We start from the raw sequence: 25,981 nt of genomic DNA, 5'->3' as shown, positions 1-25,981 counted from the left end.
TTGCGAATCCTCCCGCCTGACAAGCCAAAGGGTACCTGCCTTCGAGCATCGCATAGCAAATGCGGCATAACGTGGTTTACCTGGTGCTGCTCGTCATCTCGGCAGCCGTATTTACGGTTTTCATCTGTCCTTTTCTCGAATCGCGCGGCCTGATTTGGGTTTGCGTCCTGTTCTACATCGTGATCGTCGTCACGTTCCTCTATGGACGCACCGCTGGCCTAAAGCAGCGAAAGCCTCGTCCATAACGCTCCGCCTGCCCACGTGGGGCCAAGAGACATAGCGCGGTTTGCATTGCTATGCTAGGCGCATGTCGCAAGACGCGAAAATTCGTTCATTGCGCCTCGATGGCGCCGTAGGCCGGTTGGAGGCGCTCCTGAATACAGGTAGCGCCCAACCCGAATACGCCGCCGTGGTCTGCCACCCGCATCCGCTCTTCGGCGGCACCATGCACAACAAGGTTGTATTCCACGCCATGAAGGCCCTGAATGGCTTCGGTTTTCCAGTGCTGCGATTTAACTTCCGAGGCGTCGGAACCAGCGTTGGCGAACATGACCAGGGACGCGGGGAATCGGATGATGTGCGCACCGCGTTGGATTGGCTCAAGCAGGAGTTTGGCCTCCCTATCATCTTCGCCGGATTTTCTTTCGGAGCCGCCATCGGCTTGCGCGCTGCCTGTCCAGACGACGCGGTTCAGGCGCTGATCTCCCTCGGAACGCCTGTCCTCGCCGAAGGCCGCGCTTACAGGTATGACTATCTGCGAACGTGCGCCAAGCCAAAGCTCTTCCTCAGCAGCGACCACGATGAGCACGCTCCAAAGGAACGCCTTGAGAAACTGATGAGCGATGTCGCCGAACCCAGGCAACTGGTGCTCATCGAAGGCGGCGATCACTTCTTCGCCGGCCACCTGCTCGAAATGCGAGCGGCCATCGAGCAGTGGATTCGCGATGTTATCAAGCCCCGCGAGGCCGTTACTTTATAATCGCTGAACATGCAAAGCGAGCCCATGACCGGCGTGCCTGTTGACTTCAATCACGCGACTGCGCGTGAAATGCGAGGCACCGCGCGAGAGGTGTTCCTCTACGCGCTTGCCGAATCGAGCGTGGCCAAGGCTTTCGACCGGCATATCGATTACGATCGTCGCGTGTTGCGCGTCAGCGAAGACCTTTTCGACATCAGTTCCTTTTCACGGGTCTTCGTCGTTTCCATCGGCAAAGCCGCACATACGATGACCGAGGCGCTCATGAGCAAACTCGGCGCAGGCGCAGGTGTTACAGGAATTGTTTGCGGTCCCACTGATCCCTCGGCGCAGGTCTTCGGATTTCGTTACTTCAAAGGCGGACATCCAACCCCCAACGTGGAGTCGGTTCGATCTGCAGAAGCCATTCTGCGAAGCCTGAATTCTCTCTCCGCGCGCGCTCTCGTCATCTACATGATTTCAGGCGGAGGTTCTTCGATTGTCGAGAAGCCGATCGACGCGGAGATTTCCCTCGCAGACCTGATGGCAACCTACAAAACCCTGGTGCACTCGGGCGCTCCCATCGCCGAAATCAATGCCGTGCGTAAACACCTTTCCGCCGTCAAGGGAGGACGCATGGCACTCGTCGCCTCACCCGCGCACCAGATGTCGATTCTCGTTTCCGACGTGCCCGAACACGCACTGGATTCACTCGCCAGCGGACCCACCATGCCTGACACCAGCACGGCAGAGCAGTGTTACTCGGTGGTGCAGAAGTACAAGATGTTGAAGGACTTTCCCTCAAGCGTCCGCGAGCTATTCGACGGCCGCTCGTTGGAGGAAACACCGAAGGCCGGCAACGTCGCGTTCGAACGCTCGCGGTGGGCAAACATTCTGTCGAACTCCTCGGCCCAGAAAGCTGCGGTTGCAAGAGCAGCCATGTCGGGCTTTGCGATTGAGGTCGATAATTCCTGCGATGACTGGGACTATGCGAAGGCCGCCGACCACCTGCTCACCCGCGTGCGCGAATTGCGTAAAGGCGTGTCGCGCGCCTGCCTCATCTCCGGCGGCGAGGTCACGGTCACGATCAATGGAGAGGCCGGCGTGGGCGGACGCAACGAGCAATTTGCGCTCTACTGCGCAACCAAGATTGCAGGGGAGAACATCGCCGTGTTGAGCGCAGGCACGGACGGCATCGATGGCAACAGCCCGGCTGCGGGAGGGGTCGTTGACGGCAGCACCATGCAACGCGCAAAAGAACTCGGGCTCGACTGCCGTGCCGCGCTAAAACGCTTTGACGCCTTCCCTGTGCTCGAGTCCTTGGGCGACGCCATCATCACCGGGCCCACAGGCAACAACGTACGCGACATCCGCGTACTCCTAGCCTGGTGACTGACGGCGGACGCCAGACGGCAGACCGCGGACGGCAGATGAAGAAGCCAGACGGCAGACTTCAACCTCAGAGCTGCGGAAGATTGTTTCTTTGAAGGGGCACGCCTTCAGGCGTGCCGTAATTCGCACCGAATCGAGCGGCTTTAGCCGCTGAGGCTCGATCTCGCTGCACAGGAAATGTTTCAGCAGTCTGTTCAGCCACAAGCGCAATTCTGTCCCACGCCTGCCGTCCAGCGTCTGAAGTCTGAGGTCTGAGCTCTGCCGTCTGAGGTCTGCCGTCCGCCGTCTGCCGTGTTGCTTCAAAAAAACTTCGTCACTCCCTCTTCCAGCACACAGACTCGCTCTGCGACGCCGTGTAGCTTTGCGTCTGCGCGCAGACGTTCGACGGGTTCATGCATGGGTTCGTGCGAGAGCTTGAACGTGCCGTAGTGCATCGGAACCATCCAGCGCGCACCCAGATCGCGGAATGCCTGCACGGCATCTTCTGGGCTGGTGTGCACGGCACGGAACGACGGCGGATCGTACGCGCCTATCGGCAGCAACGCGACCTGGGGATGCAAGCGCCTGCCAATCTCATGGAAGCCGTTGAAGTACGCAGTGTCTCCCGAGTGGTAGATGGAGTGCTTTCCGGCGCTCAGCACGAATCCACCAAAGCCGCGATGGATGTCGCGAATTACTCGAGCGCCCCAGTGGTTTGCGGGCGTGGCTGTCACTTCCATCCCATTCAGGTTGAATGTCTGCCACCAGGGTAGTTCAACAACTTCCTCGAATCCGAGATCGAAGACCAGGTCGCGCACGTGCTGCGGAACGATAATGATGGGACGTCGTCCGCGACGCGCGCTGGCGCGGGCGATGGCTCGCAGCGACGGCCTGTGCAGATGATCGAAATGCGCGTGCGTCACCAGCACGGCATCAATCTGCGGCAAATCTGCGATCCGCAGCCCCGGTCTCCGCAGGCGCTTCAGCACGAAGAGCCAGCGCGCGAAGTTCGGATCAACAATAACGTTTGTCCCGCCAATCTGTACGAAGAAGCCGGAATGTCCTATGAACGTGAGGCCGAGTTGGCCGGGTGACGCCAGCACGGCTTTGCGAGTCACGCCCGTCCGGCGGGTAAGCGCCGAATGCTTGACGAGCGTGCTGAACTGCCGAGCCTTACGTCGAATGGTGATGTTAAGCATGAATTAAGAATTAGACGCGAACGGAGCGACATACGATGCAGCGCACTTGCAAGCGCCTGCTTCGTCAGTTCTAATCGTGTGTTGTTTCCATACGCATCGCGCATCGCAAGTGAGGATTTCGAAATGAAGGTTGCATTCCTTGGGTTGGGGATCATGGGGCGGCCGATGGCGGCCAACCTAGTCAAAGCGGGACACGACGTAACAGTTTGGAATCGCACGCCGGGCAAAACCGTAGAAGGCGCGCGCACAGCATCTACTCCGGCCGAAACCGCTAGTGGCGCGGAGGTCGTCTGGATGTGCGTTTCCGATACTAAGGCCGTTGAGCAGGTTCTTTTCGGCGCGAATGGTGTGGAGAGCGTGCTGAAGCCCGGAATGGTCGTCGCCGACTCAAGCACCATTTCGCCAACCACTACGCTCAGGTTCGCCGAGCGCGTGCGCGCCAAGGGCGCTGATTACGTAGATGCTCCTGTCACCGGCTCCAAGATCGGAGCGGAAGCCGGGCAGTTGATCTTCATCGTTGGTGGAAAAGTTGAGACGATCGCGCGCTTGCAGCCTTTGTTTCAGGCCATGGGAAAGCAGAATATCCGGGTCGGCGACACAGGGCAGGGCGAAGCGGCAAAGATTGGCATGAACCTGATGATCGCGCTGATCTACGAAGGTTTCGCGGAGGCGCTGACGCTCACGAGCAAGTTGGGTGTCGCGCCGGAGAAACTGGTCGAGTTGATACAGGCGTCGATGATCCGTTCGGGCGTGGTGGATTACAAAGCTCCATTCGTGCTCAAGCGCGACTACACGCCTAACTTCCCGCTTCGCCTGATGCACAAGGACATGCACCTCATGATGGACGCCGCAAAAGAGGTTGGCGTCAAGCTGCCCGGCCTTGAGAAGGTGGACGAAGTTTATGAGGCGTCCAGCAAAGCTGGTTACGACAACCTAGACTATGCCGCCACGCTCGCGCTGCTAGAACAATGGTCGGGCATGAAAGGCTAGTCTGGAGTTAGCCAGGACCAATTGCTACCTGCCTACGATGAAGTGAAACGGCAACTCGTCTGAACCTGTGTGCAGTCGCGAGCGCGACTGCACACAGCGACAGTAGCATTCCCCCGAGAGCGTGATTCGGAGGTTTGGCGTAGTCTTCTCGTCGCGACCCTAACGGAACAGGTCCACGGGGAGAACGGCCTGGCCAGAATTGAAGCCGCCTACGATCAGTACTTCTCCCGACACGAGACGGGTGGCGGTGTGGCGAATGCGGTAATCGTTCATGTCCGGTCCGGCGATAGAGGTGCCGTTAGTAGCGTCGAAGATTTCCGTGGTGACGCTCGGCGCTCCATTCCAGTTGTTCCCTCCTGCGACCAGGTACTTGCCGTTGTTGAGCAGAGTGATGGTGTGCAGGCTTCGCCCGTGGGTCATACTGCCGAAGGTAGTGAACTGCCCCGTGGCCGGGTCCCAAACCTCGCCTGTATTGATTTGGTCCGTCTGCCCGATGTTTTCCGTAGTCTCGCCGCCGAGGATGAGCACTCGTCCATCCGGCAAGAGTGTTGCCGTGTGATCAAACCTGCTGATCTGCAGTGAACCTGTGGCGGTGAATTGTCCAGTTACGGGGTCGAATAACTCTGCGGATTTGAGAGAGTAGACTGGGCAATTCAGTTCGCAATTGTTGTCGCGTCCACCGACAATCAGAACCCGGCCGTCGGGCAACAGGGTAGCGGTGTGACGCCAGCGTCCGGTGCTCATGGGATTTGCGGAGACGAACTGATTATTTGTGGAATCGTAAATTTCGACACTCGGACTCGCGCCAAATCCGCTGCCCCACAGTTGAATTCCGCCTGTGACGAGCACACGGCCATCCTTCAACAGCGTGAATACATGACGGCGGCGCGGAACTTTCATGCTGGGACCAGCGACGAATTGTGCAGCCGCAGGGTTATAGAGTTCGGAACTGATAAACGCAAAGTCGAAATCGGTGGCGAGCGGCGAAAAATTCTTGCCACCGGAAACGAGCACCTTCCCATTGGGAAGCAGCGCCGCGGCGTGCTCCATGCGTGCGGTATTGAGCGCGGCTGCGGCCACGAAGCGATTCTCAGATGAGATGTAGCGCTCAGCGTTGCGGTGTACGGAAGTGTAAGCAATGCCCTTGCCGCCAACTACTAGGACAGATCCGTCCTGGAGCAAGGTGGCGGTGTGATAGTCGTATCCGTCAGAGGGATCGGGCGTGCGTTGGATGGTCCTGGCATAGTCGCGAACCGTAACAACCGCATCGGCCGTTCTGGTGGAGTCTGCCGCACTGATTGCGCGAACGTGGTAGGTGCCGGGGGTTGCGGGAGCGATATAGCTTCCTGTGGAGGTAATCTGCCCGCCCGTCGTTCCTTCAACGACGATGAAGGTAGCGGCGGCATTCGCTGCGCCTGAAACGGTGGCGCTGAAGGTGAGCGGAGATGCGACCAGCGCACTCGCATTCTGCGGTGAGATGGAGATGGATATGGGCGAGGGCTGCGGGTTCGACGAGCCCCCCCCACTGCCTCCACAGGCGGTGATCAAGAGCGAGAAGGCAACCAGGGCTGGTACCAGAAAAGCGGGAGAACGGTCTTTCAAAGTTCCTCCACAGATTTCCAGCGCGCAAGGCGCGGGATGCGAACAGATTCTTTAGAAAAATGGGATAACGCTGAGTGACTTCAGTTAGCGAAGTCGGAGAACGGAGGCTGCTGGCTCACACGCATATAGCGCAGCATCTACAAGACACCCCTGCTCCGCCGTCCCTCCGGCAGTTCGTCAATGACAAAGATTGTACATGAGAGTATCTGGTCACGAAAAACGCTCAACTAATTGCATCAGCTACTGGGAGCTTCCTATTCCGTTGCTAAAACAGCCTTGCTGCGCGAATATCGGACGTTCGTGAATTCGGGAGGGGAATAGATTGAGCTACGTGGACGAGAACCTGATTGAAGGAGAGGTGGTGCTGTACCGCACAACACTGCATTGGATCGTCCTTGTGGCGCCGATGACGATTGCTGCGGTTATTGGGTTCGGCGGGTTGATGGCGCTCTTTGCTTCGCTAGCCACCTTGGGCGACAAAAACGGGACTGCAGGAGGGCTTGCGACAGTTTCTTTGGTACTCATCCTGATCGCGGCTGCTATCGCTGGACTTGCGACGTGGCATCGTTCCTCGACTGAAATGGCCGTGACTAACAAGCGAGTCATGATTAAGGTTGGCATGATAAGTCGCAGGACCACAGAAATCACTCTTCAGAAGATCGAGAGCGTCGGAGTCGATCAGGGCCTGCTGGCTCGCCTGATGAACTACGGTTCTATTGTTGTTCGCGGCACCGGAGGCACGCCTGAGCCATTCTCAAAAATCTCCCACCCTCTAGAGTTCCGTCGACAAGTGCAGCAACAGATCGACAAGTTACTTGCTGTCGCCGCTAACGCCTGACATCTTGCTCATGGGTCCATCGAATCAAACGCTCTTTTTTTATGTTTGGCACACGACGGAGTGGTCGTGAGATCGCCAGGAGATTCGTTTTGGGCTGTGGGGCTGTGCTCATTTTCGTGAATGCGCCGCAAAAAGGCTGGAGTCGTATCGGATCGGAGCACATCCAAGTAGTCGATGGAAATACTGACACTCAGGACGTTAGCGGCGATTGCCGCAATCGCGGTGATCGTCGCCGTACTGTGGGACGCATTTGAAACGATTGTGCTGCCCAGACGGGTCATGCGACGGTACCGGTTTGCGCGCGCTTTCTTCAAGGCGACCTGGATGCCTTGGTCGTGGGTTGCTCGACGTCTCTCGGCCAAGCGGCGCGAGCGATGGCTCAGCTTTTACGGCCCACTTTCGCTGATTGCGTTGCTTGCCACGTGGGCCACGGCGATCATGTTCGCATATGCTCTGCTGCACTTCGGCCTGCACGATCGTGTCTCCACAGCCTACAATCCTGGATTCTCAACCTACCTGTACCTGAGCGGCACAACGTTGTTCACCCTTGGACTGGGCGATGTGGTTCCAACGGAGGCGAGTGGGCGCGCACTGGTAGTGCTGGAGGCCGGGATGGGCTTCGGTTTCCTGGCACTCGTGATCGGCTACTTCCCGGTCGTCTACCAGGCGTTCTCACGACGCGAAGCGCAGATTACGTTGCTGGACGCGCGCGCCGGTTCGCCGCCCACTGCGACGGAGCTGCTGCGGCGCAACATGGATCAGGATGGCACCGAGATTTCCGACGTTCTGCGCGAGTGGGAGCGATGGGCCGCTGAACTGATGGAGAGCCATCTGTCATATCCAGTGCTTTGCTACTTCCGTTCGCAGCATGATAACGAGTCATGGCTGTCCGCACTCACGGCGATTCTCGATTCGTGCGCGTTCGTCATCGGGTCCATGGAAGGCAGGGCGCGCAGGCAGGCGGAGCTGACATTTGCCATGGCGAGACACGCCGTCGTCGATCTTGCGCAGACGTTCTCGACGCCTCCGCGTTCTCTGGCGGAGGATCGGCTGCCGACGCCAGAGTTCAAACGCCTTTCAAACACGCTATGCAGCATGTCGATAGCAGTTAAGAAGGGAACCGAGGTTGAGCAACGCGTCCGCGAACTGCGTGAGATGTACGAGCCCTACGTCACGGCACTCTCAGAACTGTTGCAGATGCCAATGCCCGCCTGGCGCAGGGAAGATCGTCCTGACAACTGGCAGACAAGCGCTTGGGGCAAGATTTCCGGCGGATCGGCCCTGGCGGAAGACCTGCGCCAGGATGAACATTTGTGAGCGAAGCGGCTACGACACGCCTGACCGGCGTTTCGTTTACAGAATCCACTTGTTCAGGATTTACAGGCGTGAGGTGGATGAGCCAGCGGCGAGTTCGCGCAGCGTTTCGAAAATACTGATTCCAGACTGGACTTCAGGCTGAAGCGCTTTCAGCGGAACGGTGGCGGAGAAATGCGGCGATGTTCGCCGATACGATACGTTCAGAAACTCGCATTCCCGCGATGCGCTAACAGCGCCGACAATGTTAGTAACATCACGTTTCCAGTCGTTTCGGCTGCTGATAACGAAAGGTCCAAGTCGCTCCATGTGCAAGCGACGGTTCGCGGGAAGCTTGCGGCGAGTCCGTCCGCACCAGCGATGGTTTTGAACGTCAAGATTGAAACTCGGAGCGGAGTGCAGATTTGCCTCGAAGGTGAGGGTTTCCTGGCGCTTGTTGAAGCGATTCAGTAGCCATTGAATCGGCATCTCACGCGGAGCAAGTTGGACGAGGATGGACGGATGCCGGAATCCGCCGGTCACCAAACGCAGCTTGACCGAGAAGCGTGATCCGCTGAGCCACTCGACGCCGGCGACGTGGCCGTGTCCCGCAAACGCGGACTCGATCCACTGGAGCACTCGCGCGCACCGGCGGCGGTTCAGTACGAGGAACATGCAGTACCAGAGCCCAACGACAACGGCTCCGACCGAGACGTCAATAGCGATTGACCGCCACATCCATCGGTGTAGATGCAACAAATGCGAACGGCGGATGTCAACCCGGAGGGATACCATCCGCCGAAAAGAAAAATTTGTGAGAACGAGACGCTTTCACACTGGCCAAAGATCAATTGCCGCTAGAGTCCCTTGTAGCTGCCGTTATCGACCAGAATCGTCTGCCCGGTGATCGAAGCCGCACGTTCCGAAGCGAGGAAGACGATAGCATCAGCAACGTCTTCTGGCTGCGCCACCTTGCCCGTGGCAGTGTCGGCGGCCCAACGCCTGAACATCTCTGCTTCCTCAACGCCGAGAGACTTGGAGCGGACCGCTGCAAGGTTCTTGAGTCTGTCTGTCGCCGTATATCCCGGCCCGACGTTGTTGACCAGAATGCCGTCTTTCCCGAACTCATTGGCCAACGAGCGAACGAGACCAACTACGCCCGTGCGGACTGTATTGGACAATATGAGATCCCCGATCGGCTGCTTCACTGCTACGGAAGTGATGGCTATGAGCCTCCCCCACTGGTTCTTCTGCATGTGAGGAATGACTTCGCGCGCAAAAGCGATGGTGCTGAGCAAGTTCAGTTCGAAAGCCTTGCGCCAGTCTTCGATTGAGAACTTAAGAAACGTATTAGCGGGGGGGCCGCCTGCGTTCGTTATGCAGATGTCTACGCGCCCGAACTTCTGGGCGACCGTACCGACGAAGCCGGCGATATCGTCAGGAACGGTGACGTCCACAGCCTGGGTGAAAACTTCGACGTTGTGTCTACTTCGTATCTCCTCGGCGACAACCGCGAGGTTCTGCTCGTTTCGGGCGCAGAGCGCGAGTTTGCACCCTTCAGCGGCAAGGCCGAAAGCCGTGGCTTTCCCGATGCCCTGGCTAGAGGCGGCGACGATGGCGAGACGATCTTTGAGTCCTGTGTTCATAGAAGTGCTTTCGGTGAATCGTTAATCTGCTACCGCAACTATGGAACGATTTTTGTTGCAGTATCGCTGACGACGTAGAACCTGTTCTGTCCGCCTGGTTGGATGCCGTGCTTCTGAAAACATTCCTTGATTTTGCGGCGGAGTTCTCGGCTGATCGCGTACTGCTGGCCGGGCTTCGTCTTCACCAGCATGAGGTAGTCCACCTCGGACGCGCTGACCTTCTCAATTCCGGGGACATCGGGATCGGCGACGATGGACGCGGAGAAACGCTCGTCATTACGCAGCTCTGCCCCGACTTCCCTGAGCAGCCTGACGACCTTGTCGCTGTCTTCCTTGTAGTCCACTGTTACGTGGAGCGCGAGCTGCGTCCAGTCGCGCGTGAGATTGGAAACGATCTTGATCTCGCTATTGGGAATGATGTGCAATGTGCCATCGGCGTCACGCAGGACGGTGCGCCGTAACGTGAGCGCCTCCACAGCGCCCTGGACATTTGTGATCTTAACGACGTCTCCAATATCGTACTGGTTCTCAATCAGGATGAAGAAGCCGTTGATAACATCTTTGACGAGTGTCTGGGCGCCAAAGCCGACGGCCAATCCTGCAATGCCAGCCGAAGCAAGCAGCGGGCCCATGTTAATGCCCAAATATCCCAGGACAGTCAATACCGCGAAGAAGATGATGATGAAAAGCCCTACGCTATAGATGATGCTTGCGAGGGTTCTGAGCTGTTGCGCACGGATGCCGGAAGGCAGCTCCTGGCTGTTGCTGTACGAGACCAGGCGTTTACTGATCACCTTCAGCAGACGGCTGAGAATGAAAGCAACAAGGAGTGCACCAAGAATCTTGGGGGCGTCGTGGCGTAGGAAATCAATCAAGTCCTCGTGCCAGCCCTGCAGCACTCGAAGCAGCGTCTTTTGCGAGGTATCAGAGATGATGGGGCCAATCACATTCTTCACCAGCGCGGGATTATAAAGCACGGCAGGGAAGCGGCCACTGAGATGATCCGGATGTCGCTGAGAAAATTACCTGCGCGGGTATAATCGCCGTAACTTTTTCATCATCGACAAAGGGGCTTCTGATGGCTCGCTGGGATTCTGTCGCACTCTTCCTTACTTTGACCCTAGTAACTGCGGGCGCAAACGCGGCCGTGCTGCCCATGCCAGCCCACAACGAGGATGCGCAGTTTGAACAACCTAAATCGCCCGACGAGTTGGCTCTCGAAAAAAAGCTGGCCAAGGCCCGCAAGGAGCAGCGGTTCAAGCAGTTGAAGGTCGACGCCGATAAATTACTGAAGTTGGCGACCGAGTTAAAGCAATACGTAGATAAGGCGAACGACAGTATCTTGTCCCTCGAAGTGATTCAGAAGGCAGACGAAATCGAGAAGCTCTCAAAAAGCGTGAAGAACAAGATGCGAGGAGAGTAGGTGGGCTGCCAATGAATCTCGTGAGCTACTGAACCGCTCAGCCGCTAAGCTACTCAGCTGAAAAAGTCGTCTCCTGAGGGGTCGCAGACGCGTGGCCGGAGTCGCCCGTTCGCATAAGCTCTAAGAAACGTCGTCCTCCTGAGGGAGGGCGTAAGCCCGAGTCGAAGGATTCCTCTTGCCAGCTCACTGCCGATCGAAGTGGTCCTTCGGCTCCGCGATTGTATGCGGCTGCTGAGCTGACGAACGTCGTTCCTATCAGTGTCTTAGCATCGCAGGCAATCAGTTTGCGCCTGACCGCATCCGACTGCTCAGGTGTTTTGCTCGGGGCCTTGGGGGTGGGGTTCAGCAGGAGCGCTGGATAGCAAGCCTGCATTTGGCGGCTTCGAAGCTGATTGACCATCTATTTGCAACATGTTATAAATACTCACTTTTCGAGGCCCACCGTCAACATCGTGGGTGCGACACCGTCCCAACGCGGCCAAACCTCAACATTCCGTCTTGATGTGGAAGCGCGTTTCCGGGGTTCCAGCGTGACTGAACGAATGGCTAGTCGGCACAACTGCCGCTCGCATGAGGAACATTCGTTGATGCGGCCACGCCGGTTTAGATAGTTGCGGTAATCCCAAAAAACGACCTTCGTGCCAGATGGTCAGGCGCGAGCAGACCCGGTGCATGGATACGACAGAACGCGCTGCCGGTACCGGTCCACAAGTTCACGACTCGGAGGAATGGTATGCATAGCTGGCTCGCGTCGAGCCTGTTCAACCTCATGTTTGCCCAACCGACTGGCGGCAGGGAGCACGCCGGTGGTGAGGCATCCCTTCAGCTTCCCGATCTTCACACCGTTTCCTTCTTCGGCATCGATGGTCACACGCTGCTGCTGATTGGATTAGCGGTCTGCGTCCTCGGCATGGTCTTCGGCCTTGCGATCTATATGCACCTGAAGAATCTGCCGGTTCACCGTTCGATGCGGGAGATCTCGGAGCTGATCTACGAAACCTGCAAAACGTATCTGATTACCCAGGGCAAGTTCATCCTGATCCTCGAGGCGTTCATCGCCGTCGTCATCGTTCTGTACTTCGGCGTGTTGCTGAAGTTTGAAGCGATGCGAGTGATCATCATCCTGTTGTTCAGCCTTGTGGGTATCGCAGGCAGTTACGGCGTTGCGTGGTTCGGCATTCGCGTGAATACGTTCGCGAACTCGCGCACGGCCTTCGCCGGACTCGGCGGCAAGCCCTATCCGATCTACGCTATTCCGCTCCAGGCAGGCATGAGCATCGGCATGTTGCTGATCAGCGTGGAACTGCTGATCATGCTTTGCATCCTGCTTTTCATCCCGGGCGATTACGCTGGACCGTGCTTCATCGGATTCGCAATCGGTGAATCGCTGGGCGCGGCGGCGCTGCGTATCGCGGGCGGCATCTTCACGAAGATCGCCGACATCGGTAGCGACCTGATGAAAATCGTCTTCAAGATCAAAGAAGACGATGCGCGCAACCCTGGCGTGATCGCCGACTGCACGGGCGACAACGCAGGCGACTCGGTTGGACCGAGTGCTGACGGATTCGAAACCTACGGCGTGACGGGCGTCGCGCTGATCACCTTCATCCTGCTGGCAGTGAAGGATCCGGCGATCCAGGTACAACTGCTGGTCTGGATCTTCTCGATGCGCATCATGATGGTGATTGCCAGCGCGCTGGCGTATTTCGTCAACGGCGCATTCGCCAAGGCGAGGTACGGTCATGCCGAGAAGATGAATTTTGAAGCGCCGCTGACAACTCTAGTGTGGATGACTTCGCTGATCTCGGTCGCACTGACCTATCTGGTTTCCTACCTGATGGTTCCAACGCTTGCTGGAGATTCGAGTCTGTGGTGGAAACTCGCGTCGATCATCTCCTGTGGAACGCTGGCGGGCGCAATCATTCCGGAGTTGGTGAAGGTGTTCACCTCGACAGAATCGCGCCACGTAAGAGAAGTGGTGACGTCTTCGGAAGAGGGCGGCGCGTCGCTGAACATACTGTCCGGCTTTGTGGCCGGCAATTTCTCCTGTTATTGGCTGGGCCTTTCGATGGTCGCGCTGATGTCAATCGCCTACTACTTTTCGACCATGGGAGTGGGCGCGCTGATGGTTGCCGCCCCCGTGTTCGCCTTCGGACTTGTGGCCTTCGGCTTCCTGGGTATGGGGCCGGTTACCATTGCTGTCGATTCCTACGGCCCGGTGACGGACAACGCTCAGTCGGTGTTCGAACTGTCGCTGGTCGAGCACGTCCCGAATATCGCGTCCGAACTGAAGCGCGATTTCAACGTGAACGTGAATTTCGAGCGCGCGAAGCACCTGCTGGAAGAGAATGACGGTGCGGGTAACACGTTCAAAGCTACGGCGAAACCGGTGCTGATCGGCACGGCCGTTGTGGGCGCGACGACAATGATCTTCTCGATCATCATGGCCCTTACGGGCGGCATGACACATAACGTCGATAAGCTTTCACTGCTGCATGCACCCTTCGTACTGGGCTTGATCACCGGTGGAGCCATGATTTACTGGTTCACCGGCGCTTCGACGCAGGCCGTGACCACGGGGGCGTATCGCGCCGTGGAGTTCATCAAGGCGAACATCAGGCTGGAAGGCGTCGAGAAGGCCTCGGTGGAAGATAGCAAGAAGGTCGTCGCCATTTGTACGCAATACGCGCAGCGCGGCATGTTCAACATTTTCCTCGCTGTGTTCTTCGGGACCCTGGCGTTCGCATTCGTCGAGCCGTTCTTCTTCATCGGCTACCTTATGTCGATTGCGATCTCCGGCTTGTACCAGGCGATCTTCATGGCCAACGCTGGAGGTGCCTGGGACAACGCGAAGAAGATTGTCGAAGTCGAGTTGAAGCAGAAAGGAACTCCGCTGCATGATGCCACTGTCGTAGGCGACACCGTAGGCGATCCCTTCAAGGACACGTCTTCCGTAGCGATGAACCCGGTCATCAAGTTCACAACGCTGTTCGGATTGCTCGCCGTGGAACTGGCAGTGCAACTGACCACGGACGCCGGCGCGATGGTAACAAACATTCTCTCGTTCGGCTTTTTCGCGATTTCGGTGTTCTTCGTCTGGCGGTCGTTCTATGGCATGAGCATTGGCGCAGCACGTCGCAGCGACGAACGCCAACTCGGAGCAGCAACGCACTAGAGAGCGATTGTTGGATAGAAATTGCAGGACAAAAGAACGCCATCCACACCGGGTGGCGTTCTTGTTTCTCCATGCTGCCGCGGATGCTCGGGAGTACACCGGAGCGAAGGAATCCTAGCAGAACGACGTTGTGCTCGGTCGCGGGCGTGCGCACTGTCGGCGCGCATGCTTTCCTTCGAGAGATGATCGTTCGACAAGGCTTTGACGAAATCCGTTCGACTGATACAATCGTTTTCGTACACAGTTGATGCGCTCGCCAGGGCGCGTCAGTCGCACTCCTCAGTAGCTCAATGGCAGAGCATCCGGCTGTTAACCGGAGGGTTGTAGGTTCGAGTCCTACCTGAGGAGCCAATTTTCATTTTGGCCCTTTTCTCCGCCTTCGTGTTCTGTTGCGTTCTTCATTGTTTCACTCCAAGTGCTAAATAATTCAAAGGGTTGGCGGTAATCGACGCTGAGCTTTCCGTCTTTCCAGGTCGAGTTCGATAGGACTACGTTTAGCAGTTGCCGTTTGTTACGCGGTGTCTGCATTTCGAACAGTTTTCGGGCCTTTGCAGCGAGTTCGAGCACTTGCGCGCTTTCTGCTACGTACGAAGCCGGTGAGTCTGATCGATGCTCCTTTATCTCGCGCTGCAGCCGGGCCTCCTCCCGATTCACCGATGCGGCGAGTTCGTCGTACATTTCGGGGGAGATCCGATTACTCAGCCGGTCCTGGTACATTGTGTTCAGACGTTTTTGGATTTGGACAAGTTCCTTGTCGAGGCGAGCAGCGGCTTCGAGATGAAAGCGTCGGTCCTCCTCCGCGTTTTCCCGAATCACGGAGAGCGCCCAATCCACGAATTCGCTTGGCAGAGTGATTCGACCGATCGCCTCCACATAAGCGGCTTCGAGCATCTCTTCCTTCACATACTTCTGGGAACATTCACCACGGTTACGAGTGCAATGGTAGTAGACATAACGGCCTTTCTTAATCTCCCCCACTAATGCGCAGCCGCAGTGGCCGCACCTGATCAGGCCGGAGAAAGCCAGATCGTTCTTGACCACCCGATAACGCTGTGAATAACGCCGATCCAAAACGCCTTGGACTTTGTCCCACAATTCAGCTGAGATGAGTGGTGTGTGAATGCCAACATAACGAACGCCGTCCCAGTCAAACTCACCCATATAAATGCGGTTGTGAACTATTACTTGCAAGGTTGCTTTGTTGACCGGACGACCACTGCCGCGAAATGTTAACCCCGCGGACTTAGCCCATTTCGCCAGCTCCTTGAGAGAAAAGTTGCCGGTTGCGTAGTGCTCGAAACATGCGCGAACCAGTTCTCCTCTATTCGGGTCTGGAGCAATGCCGCGCTTGTTTGAAGGCAGTAAGACATTCTCGTAACCGATAGGGGCAAATGAAGGCCAGATCCCTTGCGAAGCCTTCTCGATCTGACCCTTCCGTACTTCTTCTTTCAGGTTGTCGATGTAATTCTTGGCCATCAGAGACTTTATTCCATAGATGAACTTCTCGGCAGACCGCGAATCCTTGGAGATGACGGATCCCTCCTTGATGAAGTGGAGTTCGCGTTGCAGTTCCTCCATCGTGCAATAGTCCTTCATGTTTCGATGCAGCCGATCCGTTTTTTCGGTGAGAATGGCGTAGATTTCCGGATGCTCAACGAGGAAACTCACCATCTCTCCGAACTCCTCCCTGCCACTCGTTTTTGCGGTTTCGACGTCAACAAATTCTCTTACAATCTCAATACCTTTCTCCGCCGCGTATTCACGGATTAGTTTCTGCTGCGCAGGGATAGAGAAACCTTCCTTCTCTTGTTCCTTAGACGATACCCGGACATAGGAAACCCCTAACTTTTCGGTCGGCTCCGAAACCACTTTCTTAACTAGTTTTCGTTTCATTCATTGCTCCTTCTTTCAGGCTCTGCGAATTATTGGAGGACGTTGAAGCCGTTCTTCCACGGTTTTCCCTTATCAGCTTGATTTGGTCATCGATCGAGAACCTCTCGTATTCCTCCGCTTCTGTCGGAAACCGTGCGTACGAGACCGCCACTCTTTTGGACTGCTCTGCAGCGACCTTCATCACTAATCTTCTTTTCATTCATCGCCTCCTTCCCGAGCATCATTGATGCGCGTGTTGCACTTGCCGTCCATCAGTCCCTTTGCCTTAAGCTGTTTCTGATTCCGAACTCCGCGATGGCGATGACGGTGAGAAACCTTGAGAAGGCTCTGCACCTGGTTCCAAACCTCGCGCGAGATGATCGGCTGATGTTTGCCCGTATACAGTGTCCCTTCCCATTGAAAAGCTCCTGAGTAGATGCTGTTCTGCAGAATCGCTCGAAGTGCCCGAGCGCTAATTGATCGGCTACTGTTCCTAAACCGAAGACCTGCCGAGTTTGCCCAAGCTGCCACACTGCGGATTGAGTGCTGGCCGGTGGCAAACATTCTGAAACAGCGCGCGAGTAGTGGAGCCCGAGCAGGATCAGGTGCAATTCCGCGTTGCCCTGATCCGAGGTCAACATTTTTGTATCCGATCGGAGCAAACGACGGCCACAGTCCTGCCAGTGCTTTTGAGCGCTGTCCCTTTTTCACTTCTGCAGACAGATTGTCCAAGTAAACGTTGGCAATCATTACCTGCATGGCATGGAGAAGTTTCCCCGAACTTGAAGAGGCCCTGGAGAGGATCACGCCCTCTCTAATCAGATGTAGGTCGCGATCAAGATCCTCGATGAGGCCGAAATCCTGAAGGTTTCGAGACAGGCGGTCACACGACAGTGAGAGGATGATGGTTACTTCAGGATGTTTCGCGAGAAAAGAGACCATCTCAAGGAAAGCAGGCCTTCCAGTTACGTTACGTTGATCGTTGAAATCGGCAAATTCTCGAACGACTTCGATGTCGTGACGAGTTGCATATTCACGAATCGATCCTTGCTGGTCGCTGACTGAGTGTCCTTCCCGCTCATCAATAGAGCGCCCACGGGCGTACGACACCGCCGATCTCACGAGGTGGTTTCCGACAGCACTGGTCTTTCTTTTGGGGTTCATTCACCCTCCTTGTCTGAAAACGTGCTAATTGGTGGCTCGAGCACCTCCACATGAGTCCCATTGTCGACAAATACGAGATCGTCAGGAATTTCAGCCTCAATCCCTGCAGCTTTGCATCGGCACTCCTCAACTTGCGCCGAGATGGAATCGTGATTTACGATCGCGGACCTTGCATATATGGCACCTTTCACTTGCGCTCCTTTGCTGCGAAGACTTCGTAGAGAGGCGCAGCTTCCTCTTCGATTGTTAAGTTCTCAGTTCTGATTTCGCTTTGTGATGGCGATGGGGATACCGGAGTAGTTGGAGGGATCTTCGAGTTTCGGCCGTCCTGTGCGTTCCGCTGCCAGTCGTTAAGCAACTTGAAAAAGCTGCCAAGGTTGGCGGTGCATTCACGGGCTTCTTCTTGCGAGAGATCTTGGTTGGTTACATGTGCGAAGAGGGCTTGCGTTCTGAAGATGAGATCACCACTGGGCGCCATGCGGACTCCGAGGTTCGACGGGCGCGATGCCCGGAACGCCGGCTCCTGAATCCCACAGGTAGCATTGGCGGCAGAGGTGGATAAGAAAGTGGCTCTAGTCCCAAGAGTCCACACTAGCGACAGGTAAGAACGGGTCTAGGGGATGTCCTTTTCGGGGATCGTGAACTTCTCGCTTTTCCCCACCTTCAGTATTACGTCGCGCTTTCGATCCCGCCCCAGCGAAACGCTGACAAGTAGCTCTCCAAAATTCTCTCGAAGCAGGTCCAAAAGATGGGCCACTAAGCTGGTGTGGAGTTCCTCGTACTGGTTTTCCATGCTGTACCTTTCGCTTGCACTACTCCCGAACTGTTGGGAGGAAGTCACAATCACGAGCTATGACGGTTACCAATGAGGCGGGAGTTGTCCGATTAAGACGTGAAAATAATCTCAAAATGCTGTTTCGGCAGGCAACTCCACTTGGACGGCCGCGTCGGTGTGACCAGTCTATTCAACATGTTTGATTTTAGATTCAGTTCCCCAAACACGTGCAATAGTGCATCTAATGTGCTGATACAGCATTGCACTATGTTGTATATTGCACTTTCAGGAATTACCCGATTTGTCGCGAGGACGGGCGTAAACATGTCGAGCACGTACGAAGAGATCGGAAGGAAAATTCGGACTTTGAGAACAGGATTGAATGGCATCGGAATCAGTCAAGAGGCGCTGGCTGAAGGAATTGGAACTAATCCCAACACCATTTCACGTTGGGAAACCGCTATCTACAAACCCACGCTTGACGATTTAGAAAAACTTTCGAAGTTCTTCAAGATGCCTATTTCATACTTTTTGCCACAATCTGAGATTGACTCGCGTTCCGCCGCAATCCTTAACGCCATACGTGATCTCAGTGACAACGATGCCGAAGACGTGATTCGATATGCCCTGTTCAGGCGCGCAACGGCGGTGAAGTTATAGTTTTCAAATTAAATGAAGCAGGCCAGGCCGCATCCGATGACAGCGGTGATTGAATCTGAAGGGCTACGTCTTTGCCAGCCATTTCGGCAGCCCTGCTATGACATGCCGATCATATTTGAACTGCATTGAAGTCGTTTCTCCAAAGTATTGAAGGACACGCCTCTGCCTGACCTGCGGAGAGCTTGCGCGCAAGACCCAAAACATCTCTTGCATGCACTCTTTTTTGTGTTCCGCCCAGAGATCGTTGCGTTCAACTATCTTTCTCACCATTGCTGACGTAAGCGAGCGCTTCGTCGCGATTAGGCGGATTTCAAAGTCCTTCTTCATCTTACTTGTTAGTTCAAGATACCCGGCATCGACCCACCGGTTAAGGCGCTGAAGCACTGAGCCCTGACGATCGTGGTCATATAGCCAGCGATCGAGAGCAATGTATTGCTGCTTCTTGGACCGTGAAGCTATTCGGAGATACCGAAACACCTTCCTCAGCCTTTTACTGGGAAATTCATCGTCCTGTAACTCGTCTAGACGGGCCAAGACTGAGCGGCGTCGCAACAAACGAAGGTTTACGCGATAACGAACGGCACCTTTCGGCACGAGCACGTGATGCTCGGAACGCCCTATGATTTCCATCTCCTGGAGTCGTTGTAGCAGCTTGGCGAAACGCGTACGTCCTCCGCCGCGACCGTACAACGACATGTGCCCAGCACCCGGCGCCAAAACATACATCCACCCATGCAGGGGTATCGTGAACGCGTTCAGCAGCCCATCCACCGCGGGGGCTTTTGCAAAGCGAACTGAGTATCGGGCGTCTTTCCGCGAATATAATGACAAGGCCTCGGCCCAACCCTCGTCGCCATTCCCGTTCATACCGCGTCCGGCGCGACCTACTTGCTGCCAATATTCTGAAACATTGGGGCGCGGATATAAGTGACAAACAAATGGTACTGAGGGATAGTCCATCCCCATTCCAAAGGCATTCGTCGCAATTATTGCGGTAACGTGTCCTCGCCTTGGAAGAGCATTTTCGAAGGCTTCGCGTGACGCATCGCGACCAATTTTGTCCATGCCTTTCGCGCTGTAGCTGTAAACATGTCGCAAGCCGCGCTTTCTAAGCATTGTGACGACGTCGTCTGCCTTCAACCTATCTGCCTTGAACCGATTGCTGATATCGTCACCACCATCGCGGGAGACAGCTTCCAACGTGAAAACGATTCCTCGGCGAGGGGTCCCTTGGGGTAGCGGGCGTTTTGATTGCCTCCGGAGGAGCCGGGCCAGAGTATCAATGCGTTTACGCGCGGAATCTACACGGCAAGCAGAGAGCACCAGTTCAGGTCGATTCGCCGGCGCACGCACGATCTCATGGTCCTCGATTTTTGGAAAATGCTGTCGGATGTCTCCAAGGACCTGCTCGTCAGCTGTGGCGGTAAGAAGCAGGAGCGGAACGTGGTCCCTCGTCTTTGTGGACGCCGGTATCTGAGATTCCAGAAGCCGGAGATAGTGGGCAGTCCACCAGTATTGCGCGCGGAAGTCATGGCCCCAGTCGGAGAGACAATGAACTTCATCGACAACGAACCGTCCTAGTTTTAAGTGGCCACGTTTCAGGTACCGTGCTAATCGGATGTGGAAACTTGCATTCGAGAGCATCTCTGGAGAAATAAACAGGACGTAGTTCTCACCGGCCAAAAGCGAATCCCACACCGCACTCCTGTCGAATGTGTCGCTGGTCAGTCCGATTCCGAAGGGGAGGAACTTGTCTTGTTGTGCAATTAACGCTTTGAGAGGGCTAATCACCAAGGTCAATTCTTTAGGTTTAAGGAAGGCAGTGAACTGGTACGCGAGCGACTTGCCCGAGCCAGTAGGCATAATCGCAAGAACGTCCTCGCCTTCTAGTGCGCGATAGACTACAGCTTCCTGTTCGAGTGACCTGAAACTGCGGTAGTCACACTTAACAACGCGCCCAAAGCGTTTTAATTCTCTCATTAGTTGCTCAGGGCTCAATCGCCGTCCGCGGTCAAGAAGCGCGCCCTTGGAGCGGCGATTGTCTAATTCTTCGAGGCTGACTCTACCCGGAATATCTTGATGACTCTTCGGATTCATTCTCGTCCTTGAGCGCTGCAACAGAACGCGCCGCTATTCGGTCGCGGGTTCAGGGCTGTGCGAGCATCTCGGCGTCGAAAAGCCTAATGAGAGCCATCGACAGTAAACACGCTTCCTGCATGATGTCATCACTCTGATGATCCGGCTACATCGGATACAGCTCGTCCCTATCCGGACGCTGTTCTCTTTGATTTTGAAACCGCAGAGGCTCGACTTCCCGAGGTCTGAAAATCCGCGGAAAATCCAGCGGAGGGAACGACAGTCCATAGGCGATAGCGATGATATCGAACTGAGCTTTTACTTCTTTGGCACAATCCAGGTCAGCCGGGCAGGACAGTCTTTCTACCCCAATGCTTTCGTTGACATGGGAAGGACGCGACTTGGCGAACGCCTCGTGTACGGGATTGAAGCGCGATCCTCCTCCAAGAAGGAAGATGGAATACGACCTCCATCTGGACTGGATAGGTTCTTTCAAAAAAGCCTTGTAATTGGTCTTCTTGTACGTGGACAGCATTGTATCGATCGGTTCGCGAACTTGTTTTCGTAGTTCCGCAGGTTGAATCGTGATTTGTTTCCCAGCACAAGAGCACGTTATGGTTGCGCTGGGCGTTGCAGTTTCTTTTAGCTGTTTGGCTTTCAGTATCAATGCGGAGCTGGATGCTGTCTTAGTCTTTTCACTCAAAAGAGCAGCTATCGTGCGATCAATCTCATCGGAACCAATTGTTGTCGTGCTCGCGCCATAAAAAGCCATGACATCGCTAATATCCGAATTCCAGGACCCTGCATCGGTAACTACAGGTCGAGTGATCCGACAAAACGAAATGTCGGTCGTTCCAGCACCGACATCCACCAAAGCGTAAAGGCCGTCCCGTGCTTGCGGAGATCGAATGAATGACATCAAGCCGACTGCCGTTTCGGGGTGGACGAAAACTGTGCGCTCCTCAGGAGGAGGAACGGTTTCCTGCGCTGCTGACTGATAGATTGCGAGGAATTCTCGGAGACCGATACCCTGATGTATCGATGAACGGATCCTCTCCCCAATGTAAAGGGCCCGAATAAACTCGTCCCGCAGGCTGGAGTCTTCCTCGTGATCGACCGGTGCTCCCATGTTAATCCAGCTATCGATTCTCGTATTTGGTCCAAACTGTTCTTGAAGAGATCTCTTCACTACACCAATCGCGTGTGCGAGGAATCCGGCGACAAGTTGTGTAGCGGTCACCTCCACCTCGGCTCCCTCGCTCGGAAGCCTGAATATGCCTCGCGTGAGTATCCCGTTTCCGTTTTCACAACCTCGACAACTTATTTTGCCAGCTTCACAAACCAAACAGATTTTGAAAGAGCGGAAGGTGGAAGAAGGACTACCTCCTCCTGCCGGGATATGGCCAAAATAAAGCCGCTCATTCCGGACAAATACCACGGACGGAAGGATGTATGCAGGACCATCGGTAAGTTTCTGCTCGAAAAGAAATGGTCTGGCTATGTTAGGACCCAAGTCGCGCACAACAACCTTCGTACCGCTTGTTCCGAAATCAAGACCGATTACAACTTGCTTAGAAACCTGGCGCGCAGAAGGGACCTTTTGCGTGCTTGTCTTAGGAGGCTCCGGCTGCCGAGGGGCCGGTACGGGTGCAGAAGATTTGCCAAACTTCTTAAGTATTCGTGTCAGCCAACTCATGACAGGCCTGCTTCGCGATGAACGTTGATGATTCCCGCAGCGATATGGTCGTATGTGATTTCGAGCTTGGCTTCTTTTTCGGCCTGTTCAAGGCGTTCATGGAACTCCGAATTAAGACGGCGAAGCGTTCCTTCGAGCATTCTTAAATACTTCGTAGGACTATTTCTGCTTTGACCTTCTTTGAGAAGTTGCTGTTTTCTGGCGATTCTTGCGTCATAAGATTGTCTGAGGCTGGCAAGCCTGCTTTGCACCAAAGCTTCATTAAACTTTGCAAGATCCTGTCTTTGTTGCTGCAAATATTCCGAGAAGTATGAGGTCGCCGTTGCCAGATAACTTTGATTGCACTCATATGTCGGTAGCAGGTCCAAGGTTTGGCTCTCAGTAATCAAATGCGTTAGAAGTTCTTCTGAGAGTTCCGCGCTGAGGATTGAATCAGCATCGGCCGATACGAAAATCGGAACAAGAACATGTTCTTTGCGAGCTCCGGAGAACTCCAAGCGATAGATGAAGTAGAAATAGTCTCCGGGCTCAACCAGTGAAGTACGGACGCTGAGTTTTGCCACCGGATGGAGTTGCTCAGCGTTTTCTTCGTAATACTGCTTTATCGCCCGAATCAATGGATGCTGAACTGTAAGGAAATCAATCTCACGGTTTCGTAGCGCAATCTCTGAGTCGAAAGTGAATCGCAGGATCCCCCCACTGGATTTACGAATGAATTCAAACCATGCGGGGTCTTCCGTTCGCGTTCTCACCTTAACGAAATACTCAAGCTTTGAGGTGAGGTGCAGTTGAAAGTATCCATTGCCGTCATTCTCCAGAGCACACTCGGGGAATCTATCTTTCAAAAACTCTTCCAGGAATGTCTCAAGTTCGACGCCAGAGATGTATCGCTTTTTTTGTTGAACACGCCCGATTTCATCTTCGAAGAATTCATCTGCTGCAATGAATTTACTGCTGGCTTTTTCAAGGTCCTCCATCTCTTGCCGGCGATTTTCAAGGGCGTCGGCGGCCTGCCGAATGCGCGCCTCTTGTTCGGCGGTTGTCAATTGTGAACGAAAAAGGTCAGAAGTAAGCCTTTGAATTTCTTCTCCTATTATCGGTTCCAGGTCTCCGATTGATTTCTCGAAGATCTGAATTCTCGTGTAGAGCCGACTCAGGATTCGATCTTCCACCGTACCCGGTATTGAAAGATTGAAGATGCTAACCTTGTCGGACATCTGGCCGATGCGGTCGAGTCTGCCGATGCGTTGCTCCACGACCATTGGATTCCAGGGCAGATCGTAATTCACGAGAATGTGACAAAACTGGAAGTCCAATCCTTCGCTACCTACTTCGGAGGAAAGCAAGATTCGAAGTTTAGGATCTGTTTTAAACCGGTCCATCCGCTCTTGCCGGGTTTCTCGATCGTAATCTCCGCTGATTACCTCAACACCAAGTCCCCGCTGGCGAAGTTTCGTTTTGAGATGCTCCAGAGTCCCTTTGAAATATGCGAATACAAGAACCTTCCCATTCGGCTCAACCGCATCAACGAGGCGGAATATTTCCAATAATGCTTCAAATTTAGTATCAGGCGAGCCTGCTCCTCTCCACGCGTGGATTGCCTGAGATATGTCGAGAGTCGTTTCTGAAGTTGGCGATTGTTCTTGTGGCCAGTCTTCAGCCTGGAGGTCTGTCTCCTCCTCATCCAGAGTCCCAACGAGTGCCGAGCCAGGTGTCTCATACCTGCTAGCCGCTGCCGGTATGCAGCTTGCCATCTGCCGCTGAGGCGTCATAGCCAGGAACATGGCGAACACTTTGTCGGACTGATGAAGATGCGTGATCCGCTCCGTTACAGCGTCATATATCGCCTGTTCCTGCGCCGTCCAGTTGACAGTCACGGTGCGCGCCTGTCGTAACGACCGAGATTCAACGTCGCGCTTGCGCGTGCGCGTGAATACCTGGCTAAGCTGGTTGAGATTGGTCACGCGCCGTTGTAACGCAATGACATCTGTTCGACTTATCTGCGTAGTGTTTGCAAGGCGCTTGACGGTTTCACCATATTCCGGGTTGGCGGTGAAGAGAGAAGATCTCGGCCCAGATTCGACGCGTCTCAAGATTGCCGCGCATTGCCCCAAATCTGGAGGGTATTTAGCTCGGAGCTCTCTCAATGCATCAACGACCGGTTCATTCGCACGAATCATCTGGTCGAAGAGCGTTTCGCCGAGTTTGTCGCGTAACAAAGTCGGATCCGTTCCAAATACTTCCGGGTCAAGCAATCGAAGCAAATAGAAGAGGTTTAAATTTCCGAGATGGATCGGCGTTGCAGTGAGTAACAGCATTCCATCGGAATTGTCGCCCAGCAAGCGTCCAATTCTATGTGAAAGGGTTTCAGGGTTACGGAGGTGGTGTGCTTCGTCGATCACCAAGAGGTCCAAGGGTGGAGCAGCAGCCTCCCATTCTTCAATTACATCCTTTGATCGAACTGACTGAAGCGAACATATCCCCCTGAGCTTGACGGAATCCCCCTCTGTTTGGAAAAGCTGCAGAAATCTTCGCAACCCCCTGGAGTCCAGAATGTCGAATTTTTCATCGAACCTATTGCGCATTTCCATCTGCCATTTCAGACAAAGGGCAGATGGGCAGACGATCAGGATGCGATCCAGAGAATCTGGATGCCGGGCCCGAAGTTCAGAAATGATCAGACCTGATTCAATCGTTTTTCCGAGACCAACCTCGTCAGCGATGAGTAGGCGTTGTTTTTGTGAGTCCAGGAATTTGAGAAGCGGCTTGAACTGGTACGACTTGAACTCGGTTCTGGTGGAACGGAAGGAGTAGAGGTTGTTCCGAAGCGGAAACTGAAGCTTTGTAAACGTCATAAGCTTCGAGAAGCTCTCTTTCGACCCGTACACCGCTTCGTTGAAGAGATCTTCTACGGTCCGGCGAGCTGAAAACTCCTCGATGTCGGATTCCGGAACGTTTACGGCGCGTTGAGACCCGAAGAATACCGGATACCACCACTCCCCGCCCAACCGTTGTGGGGGCTTTACTACGTACCCGAGTTGGTCTGGTGAACTTCGTCTTCGAATCTGCTGTCCAACAGAGAATTTCGATTTTGCGACTGCTGGATCTCCCGTGGACATCAACTCGACTCCTTGGCTTTCCTGAAAGGTATCGAAAAGACTTCATCCTAATACGCAGGCCCGGGGAAGTGCGAATGAACTCTTCGACTAGACGGGGAGATTCTCGCCTCGCACTTGCCGCTTCCTT

Annotated in this window: 20 protein-coding genes and 1 tRNA gene; 10 read left to right on the top strand and 11 right to left on the bottom strand. The window is 54.9% G+C overall.

What is annotated here, in order from left to right; genetic code table 11:
• Positions 1-59: 59 nt before the first annotated feature.
• From VN622_00870 to VN622_00860, 3 genes are all read left to right on the top strand, one after another.
• Positions 60-245 (top strand): hypothetical protein, encoded by a 186-nt coding sequence (locus tag VN622_00870; protein ID HWR34404.1) that lies wholly within the window; start codon positions 60-62, stop codon positions 243-245.
• Positions 246-307: 62 nt separating this feature from the next.
• Complete coding sequence (locus VN622_00865; GenBank protein HWR34403.1) at positions 308-979, top strand: alpha/beta fold hydrolase; 672 nt, start codon at positions 308-310, stop codon at positions 977-979.
• 9 nt (positions 980-988) lie between these two features.
• Positions 989-2,347, top strand: a complete 1,359-nt coding sequence (locus tag VN622_00860; protein ID HWR34402.1) for a DUF4147 domain-containing protein — start codon at positions 989-991, stop codon at positions 2,345-2,347.
• A 299-nt stretch (positions 2,348-2,646) separates the two neighbouring features.
• On the opposite strand, the gene VN622_00855 is transcribed toward VN622_00860, so the two are convergent.
• Positions 2,647-3,525, bottom strand: coding sequence for an MBL fold metallo-hydrolase (locus VN622_00855; protein HWR34401.1), 879 nt, complete (start codon positions 3,523-3,525; stop codon positions 2,647-2,649).
• 123 nt (positions 3,526-3,648) lie between these two features.
• Between VN622_00855 and VN622_00850 the strand changes: the two genes are divergently transcribed.
• The gene (locus VN622_00850; GenBank protein ID HWR34400.1) at positions 3,649-4,515 is read left to right on the top strand and encodes an NAD(P)-dependent oxidoreductase; all 867 of its coding nucleotides are present in this window, start codon (positions 3,649-3,651) and stop codon (positions 4,513-4,515) included.
• A gap of 159 nt (positions 4,516-4,674) precedes the next feature.
• Here VN622_00850 and VN622_00845 read toward each other — a convergent pair whose 3' ends face one another.
• On the bottom strand, positions 4,675-6,117 hold the full coding sequence (locus VN622_00845) for a kelch repeat-containing protein (protein HWR34399.1): 1,443 nt from the start codon (positions 6,115-6,117) through the stop codon (positions 4,675-4,677).
• A 331-nt stretch (positions 6,118-6,448) separates the two neighbouring features.
• On the opposite strand from VN622_00845, the gene VN622_00840 reads away from it, so the two are divergent.
• Positions 6,449-6,955: a PH domain-containing protein gene (locus tag VN622_00840; GenBank protein ID HWR34398.1), complete on the top strand. Its 507-nt coding sequence runs from the start codon at positions 6,449-6,451 to the stop codon at positions 6,953-6,955.
• Positions 6,956-7,129: 174 nt separating this feature from the next.
• On the top strand, positions 7,130-8,272 hold the full coding sequence (locus tag VN622_00835; protein ID HWR34397.1) for a potassium channel family protein: 1,143 nt from the start codon (positions 7,130-7,132) through the stop codon (positions 8,270-8,272).
• Positions 8,273-8,332: 60 nt separating this feature from the next.
• On the opposite strand, the gene VN622_00830 is transcribed toward VN622_00835, so the two are convergent.
• The 3 genes from VN622_00830 to VN622_00820 all read right to left on the bottom strand — a co-directional run bounded on the left by VN622_00830 (position 8,333) and on the right by VN622_00820 (position 10,871).
• Positions 8,333-8,986: a hypothetical protein gene (locus VN622_00830; GenBank protein HWR34396.1), complete on the bottom strand. Its 654-nt coding sequence runs from the start codon at positions 8,984-8,986 to the stop codon at positions 8,333-8,335.
• Between the two features lie 119 nt (positions 8,987-9,105).
• Positions 9,106-9,894 carry an SDR family oxidoreductase gene (locus VN622_00825; protein HWR34395.1) on the bottom strand — a complete coding sequence of 263 codons (789 nt, stop codon included), beginning with the start codon at positions 9,892-9,894 and terminating at the stop codon, positions 9,106-9,108.
• 38 nt (positions 9,895-9,932) lie between these two features.
• On the bottom strand, positions 9,933-10,871 hold the full coding sequence (locus VN622_00820; GenBank protein HWR34394.1) for a mechanosensitive ion channel family protein: 939 nt from the start codon (positions 10,869-10,871) through the stop codon (positions 9,933-9,935).
• A 101-nt stretch (positions 10,872-10,972) separates the two neighbouring features.
• On the opposite strand from VN622_00820, the gene VN622_00815 reads away from it, so the two are divergent.
• The 3 genes from VN622_00815 (at position 10,973) to VN622_00805 (ending at position 14,843) form a co-directional block, all read left to right on the top strand.
• Positions 10,973-11,317 (top strand): hypothetical protein, encoded by a 345-nt coding sequence (locus VN622_00815; protein HWR34393.1) that lies wholly within the window; start codon positions 10,973-10,975, stop codon positions 11,315-11,317.
• Between the two features lie 769 nt (positions 11,318-12,086).
• On the top strand, positions 12,087-14,492 hold the full coding sequence (locus VN622_00810) for a sodium-translocating pyrophosphatase (GenBank protein ID HWR34392.1): 2,406 nt from the start codon (positions 12,087-12,089) through the stop codon (positions 14,490-14,492).
• A gap of 276 nt (positions 14,493-14,768) precedes the next feature.
• Positions 14,769-14,843 (top strand) — tRNA-Asn (locus VN622_00805).
• On the opposite strand, the gene VN622_00800 is transcribed toward VN622_00805, so the two are convergent.
• From VN622_00800 to VN622_00790, 3 genes are all read right to left on the bottom strand, one after another.
• Entirely contained in the window at positions 14,829-16,385 is a 1,557-nt protein-coding gene (locus tag VN622_00800; protein HWR34391.1) for a recombinase family protein, read from the bottom strand. The genes VN622_00805 and VN622_00800 overlap by 15 nt on opposite strands.
• A gap of 195 nt (positions 16,386-16,580) precedes the next feature.
• Complete coding sequence (locus VN622_00795; protein HWR34390.1) at positions 16,581-17,528, bottom strand: recombinase family protein; 948 nt, start codon at positions 17,526-17,528, stop codon at positions 16,581-16,583.
• 613 nt (positions 17,529-18,141) lie between these two features.
• Complete coding sequence (locus tag VN622_00790) at positions 18,142-18,321, bottom strand: hypothetical protein (GenBank protein ID HWR34389.1); 180 nt, start codon at positions 18,319-18,321, stop codon at positions 18,142-18,144.
• A 177-nt stretch (positions 18,322-18,498) separates the two neighbouring features.
• Between VN622_00790 and VN622_00785 the strand changes: the two genes are divergently transcribed.
• A complete protein-coding gene (locus tag VN622_00785) occupies positions 18,499-18,963 on the top strand; it encodes a helix-turn-helix transcriptional regulator (GenBank protein HWR34388.1) in 465 nt (154 codons plus the stop codon).
• 63 nt (positions 18,964-19,026) lie between these two features.
• Here the strand turns inward: VN622_00785 and VN622_00780 are convergent, their stop codons facing one another.
• The 3 genes from VN622_00780 to VN622_00770 all read right to left on the bottom strand — a co-directional run bounded on the left by VN622_00780 (position 19,027) and on the right by VN622_00770 (position 25,854).
• Positions 19,027-21,060 (bottom strand): DEAD/DEAH box helicase, encoded by a 2,034-nt coding sequence (locus tag VN622_00780; GenBank protein ID HWR34387.1) that lies wholly within the window; start codon positions 21,058-21,060, stop codon positions 19,027-19,029.
• A gap of 145 nt (positions 21,061-21,205) precedes the next feature.
• On the bottom strand, positions 21,206-22,735 hold the full coding sequence (locus tag VN622_00775) for a hypothetical protein (protein HWR34386.1): 1,530 nt from the start codon (positions 22,733-22,735) through the stop codon (positions 21,206-21,208).
• Entirely contained in the window at positions 22,732-25,854 is a 3,123-nt protein-coding gene (locus VN622_00770) for a helicase-related protein (GenBank protein HWR34385.1), read from the bottom strand. Before VN622_00770 ends, VN622_00775 begins: the two co-directional genes overlap by 4 nt.
• Between the last annotated feature and the right edge of the window lie 127 nt (positions 25,855-25,981).

This window comes from Clostridia bacterium (assembly GCA_035561135.1).
Classification (GTDB): domain Bacteria; phylum Acidobacteriota; class Terriglobia; order Terriglobales; family Acidobacteriaceae; genus DATMYA01.
The sequence above is the reverse complement of the archived record's forward strand: the minus strand, read 5'-3'. Positions and strand labels throughout refer to the sequence as shown.

Bases quoted from the DNA above. Each gene is read 5' to 3' on its own strand.
- VN622_00870 (HWR34404.1), top strand. From the start codon at position 60: ATGCGGCATAACGTGGTTTACCTGGTGCTGCTCGTCATCTCGGCAGCC.
- VN622_00865 (HWR34403.1), top strand. From the start codon at position 308: ATGTCGCAAGACGCGAAAATTCGTTCATTGCGCCTCGATGGCGCCGTA.
- VN622_00860 (HWR34402.1), top strand. From the start codon at position 989: ATGCAAAGCGAGCCCATGACCGGCGTGCCTGTTGACTTCAATCACGCG.
- VN622_00855 (HWR34401.1), bottom strand. From the start codon at position 3,525: ATGCTTAACATCACCATTCGACGTAAGGCTCGGCAGTTCAGCACGCTC.
- VN622_00850 (HWR34400.1), top strand. From the start codon at position 3,649: ATGAAGGTTGCATTCCTTGGGTTGGGGATCATGGGGCGGCCGATGGCG.
- VN622_00835 (HWR34397.1), top strand. From the start codon at position 7,130: ATGGAAATACTGACACTCAGGACGTTAGCGGCGATTGCCGCAATCGCG.
- VN622_00830 (HWR34396.1), bottom strand. From the start codon at position 8,986: ATGTGGCGGTCAATCGCTATTGACGTCTCGGTCGGAGCCGTTGTCGTT.
- VN622_00825 (HWR34395.1), bottom strand. From the start codon at position 9,894: ATGAACACAGGACTCAAAGATCGTCTCGCCATCGTCGCCGCCTCTAGC.
- VN622_00815 (HWR34393.1), top strand. From the start codon at position 10,973: ATGGCTCGCTGGGATTCTGTCGCACTCTTCCTTACTTTGACCCTAGTA.
- VN622_00810 (HWR34392.1), top strand. From the start codon at position 12,087: ATGTTTGCCCAACCGACTGGCGGCAGGGAGCACGCCGGTGGTGAGGCA.
- VN622_00800 (HWR34391.1), bottom strand. From the start codon at position 16,385: ATGAAACGAAAACTAGTTAAGAAAGTGGTTTCGGAGCCGACCGAAAAG.
- VN622_00795 (HWR34390.1), bottom strand. From the start codon at position 17,528: ATGAACCCCAAAAGAAAGACCAGTGCTGTCGGAAACCACCTCGTGAGA.
- VN622_00790 (HWR34389.1), bottom strand. From the start codon at position 18,321: ATGGAAAACCAGTACGAGGAACTCCACACCAGCTTAGTGGCCCATCTT.
- VN622_00785 (HWR34388.1), top strand. From the start codon at position 18,499: ATGTTTGATTTTAGATTCAGTTCCCCAAACACGTGCAATAGTGCATCT.
- VN622_00780 (HWR34387.1), bottom strand. From the start codon at position 21,060: ATGAATCCGAAGAGTCATCAAGATATTCCGGGTAGAGTCAGCCTCGAA.
- VN622_00775 (HWR34386.1), bottom strand. From the start codon at position 22,735: ATGAGTTGGCTGACACGAATACTTAAGAAGTTTGGCAAATCTTCTGCA.
- VN622_00770 (HWR34385.1), bottom strand. From the start codon at position 25,854: ATGTCCACGGGAGATCCAGCAGTCGCAAAATCGAAATTCTCTGTTGGA.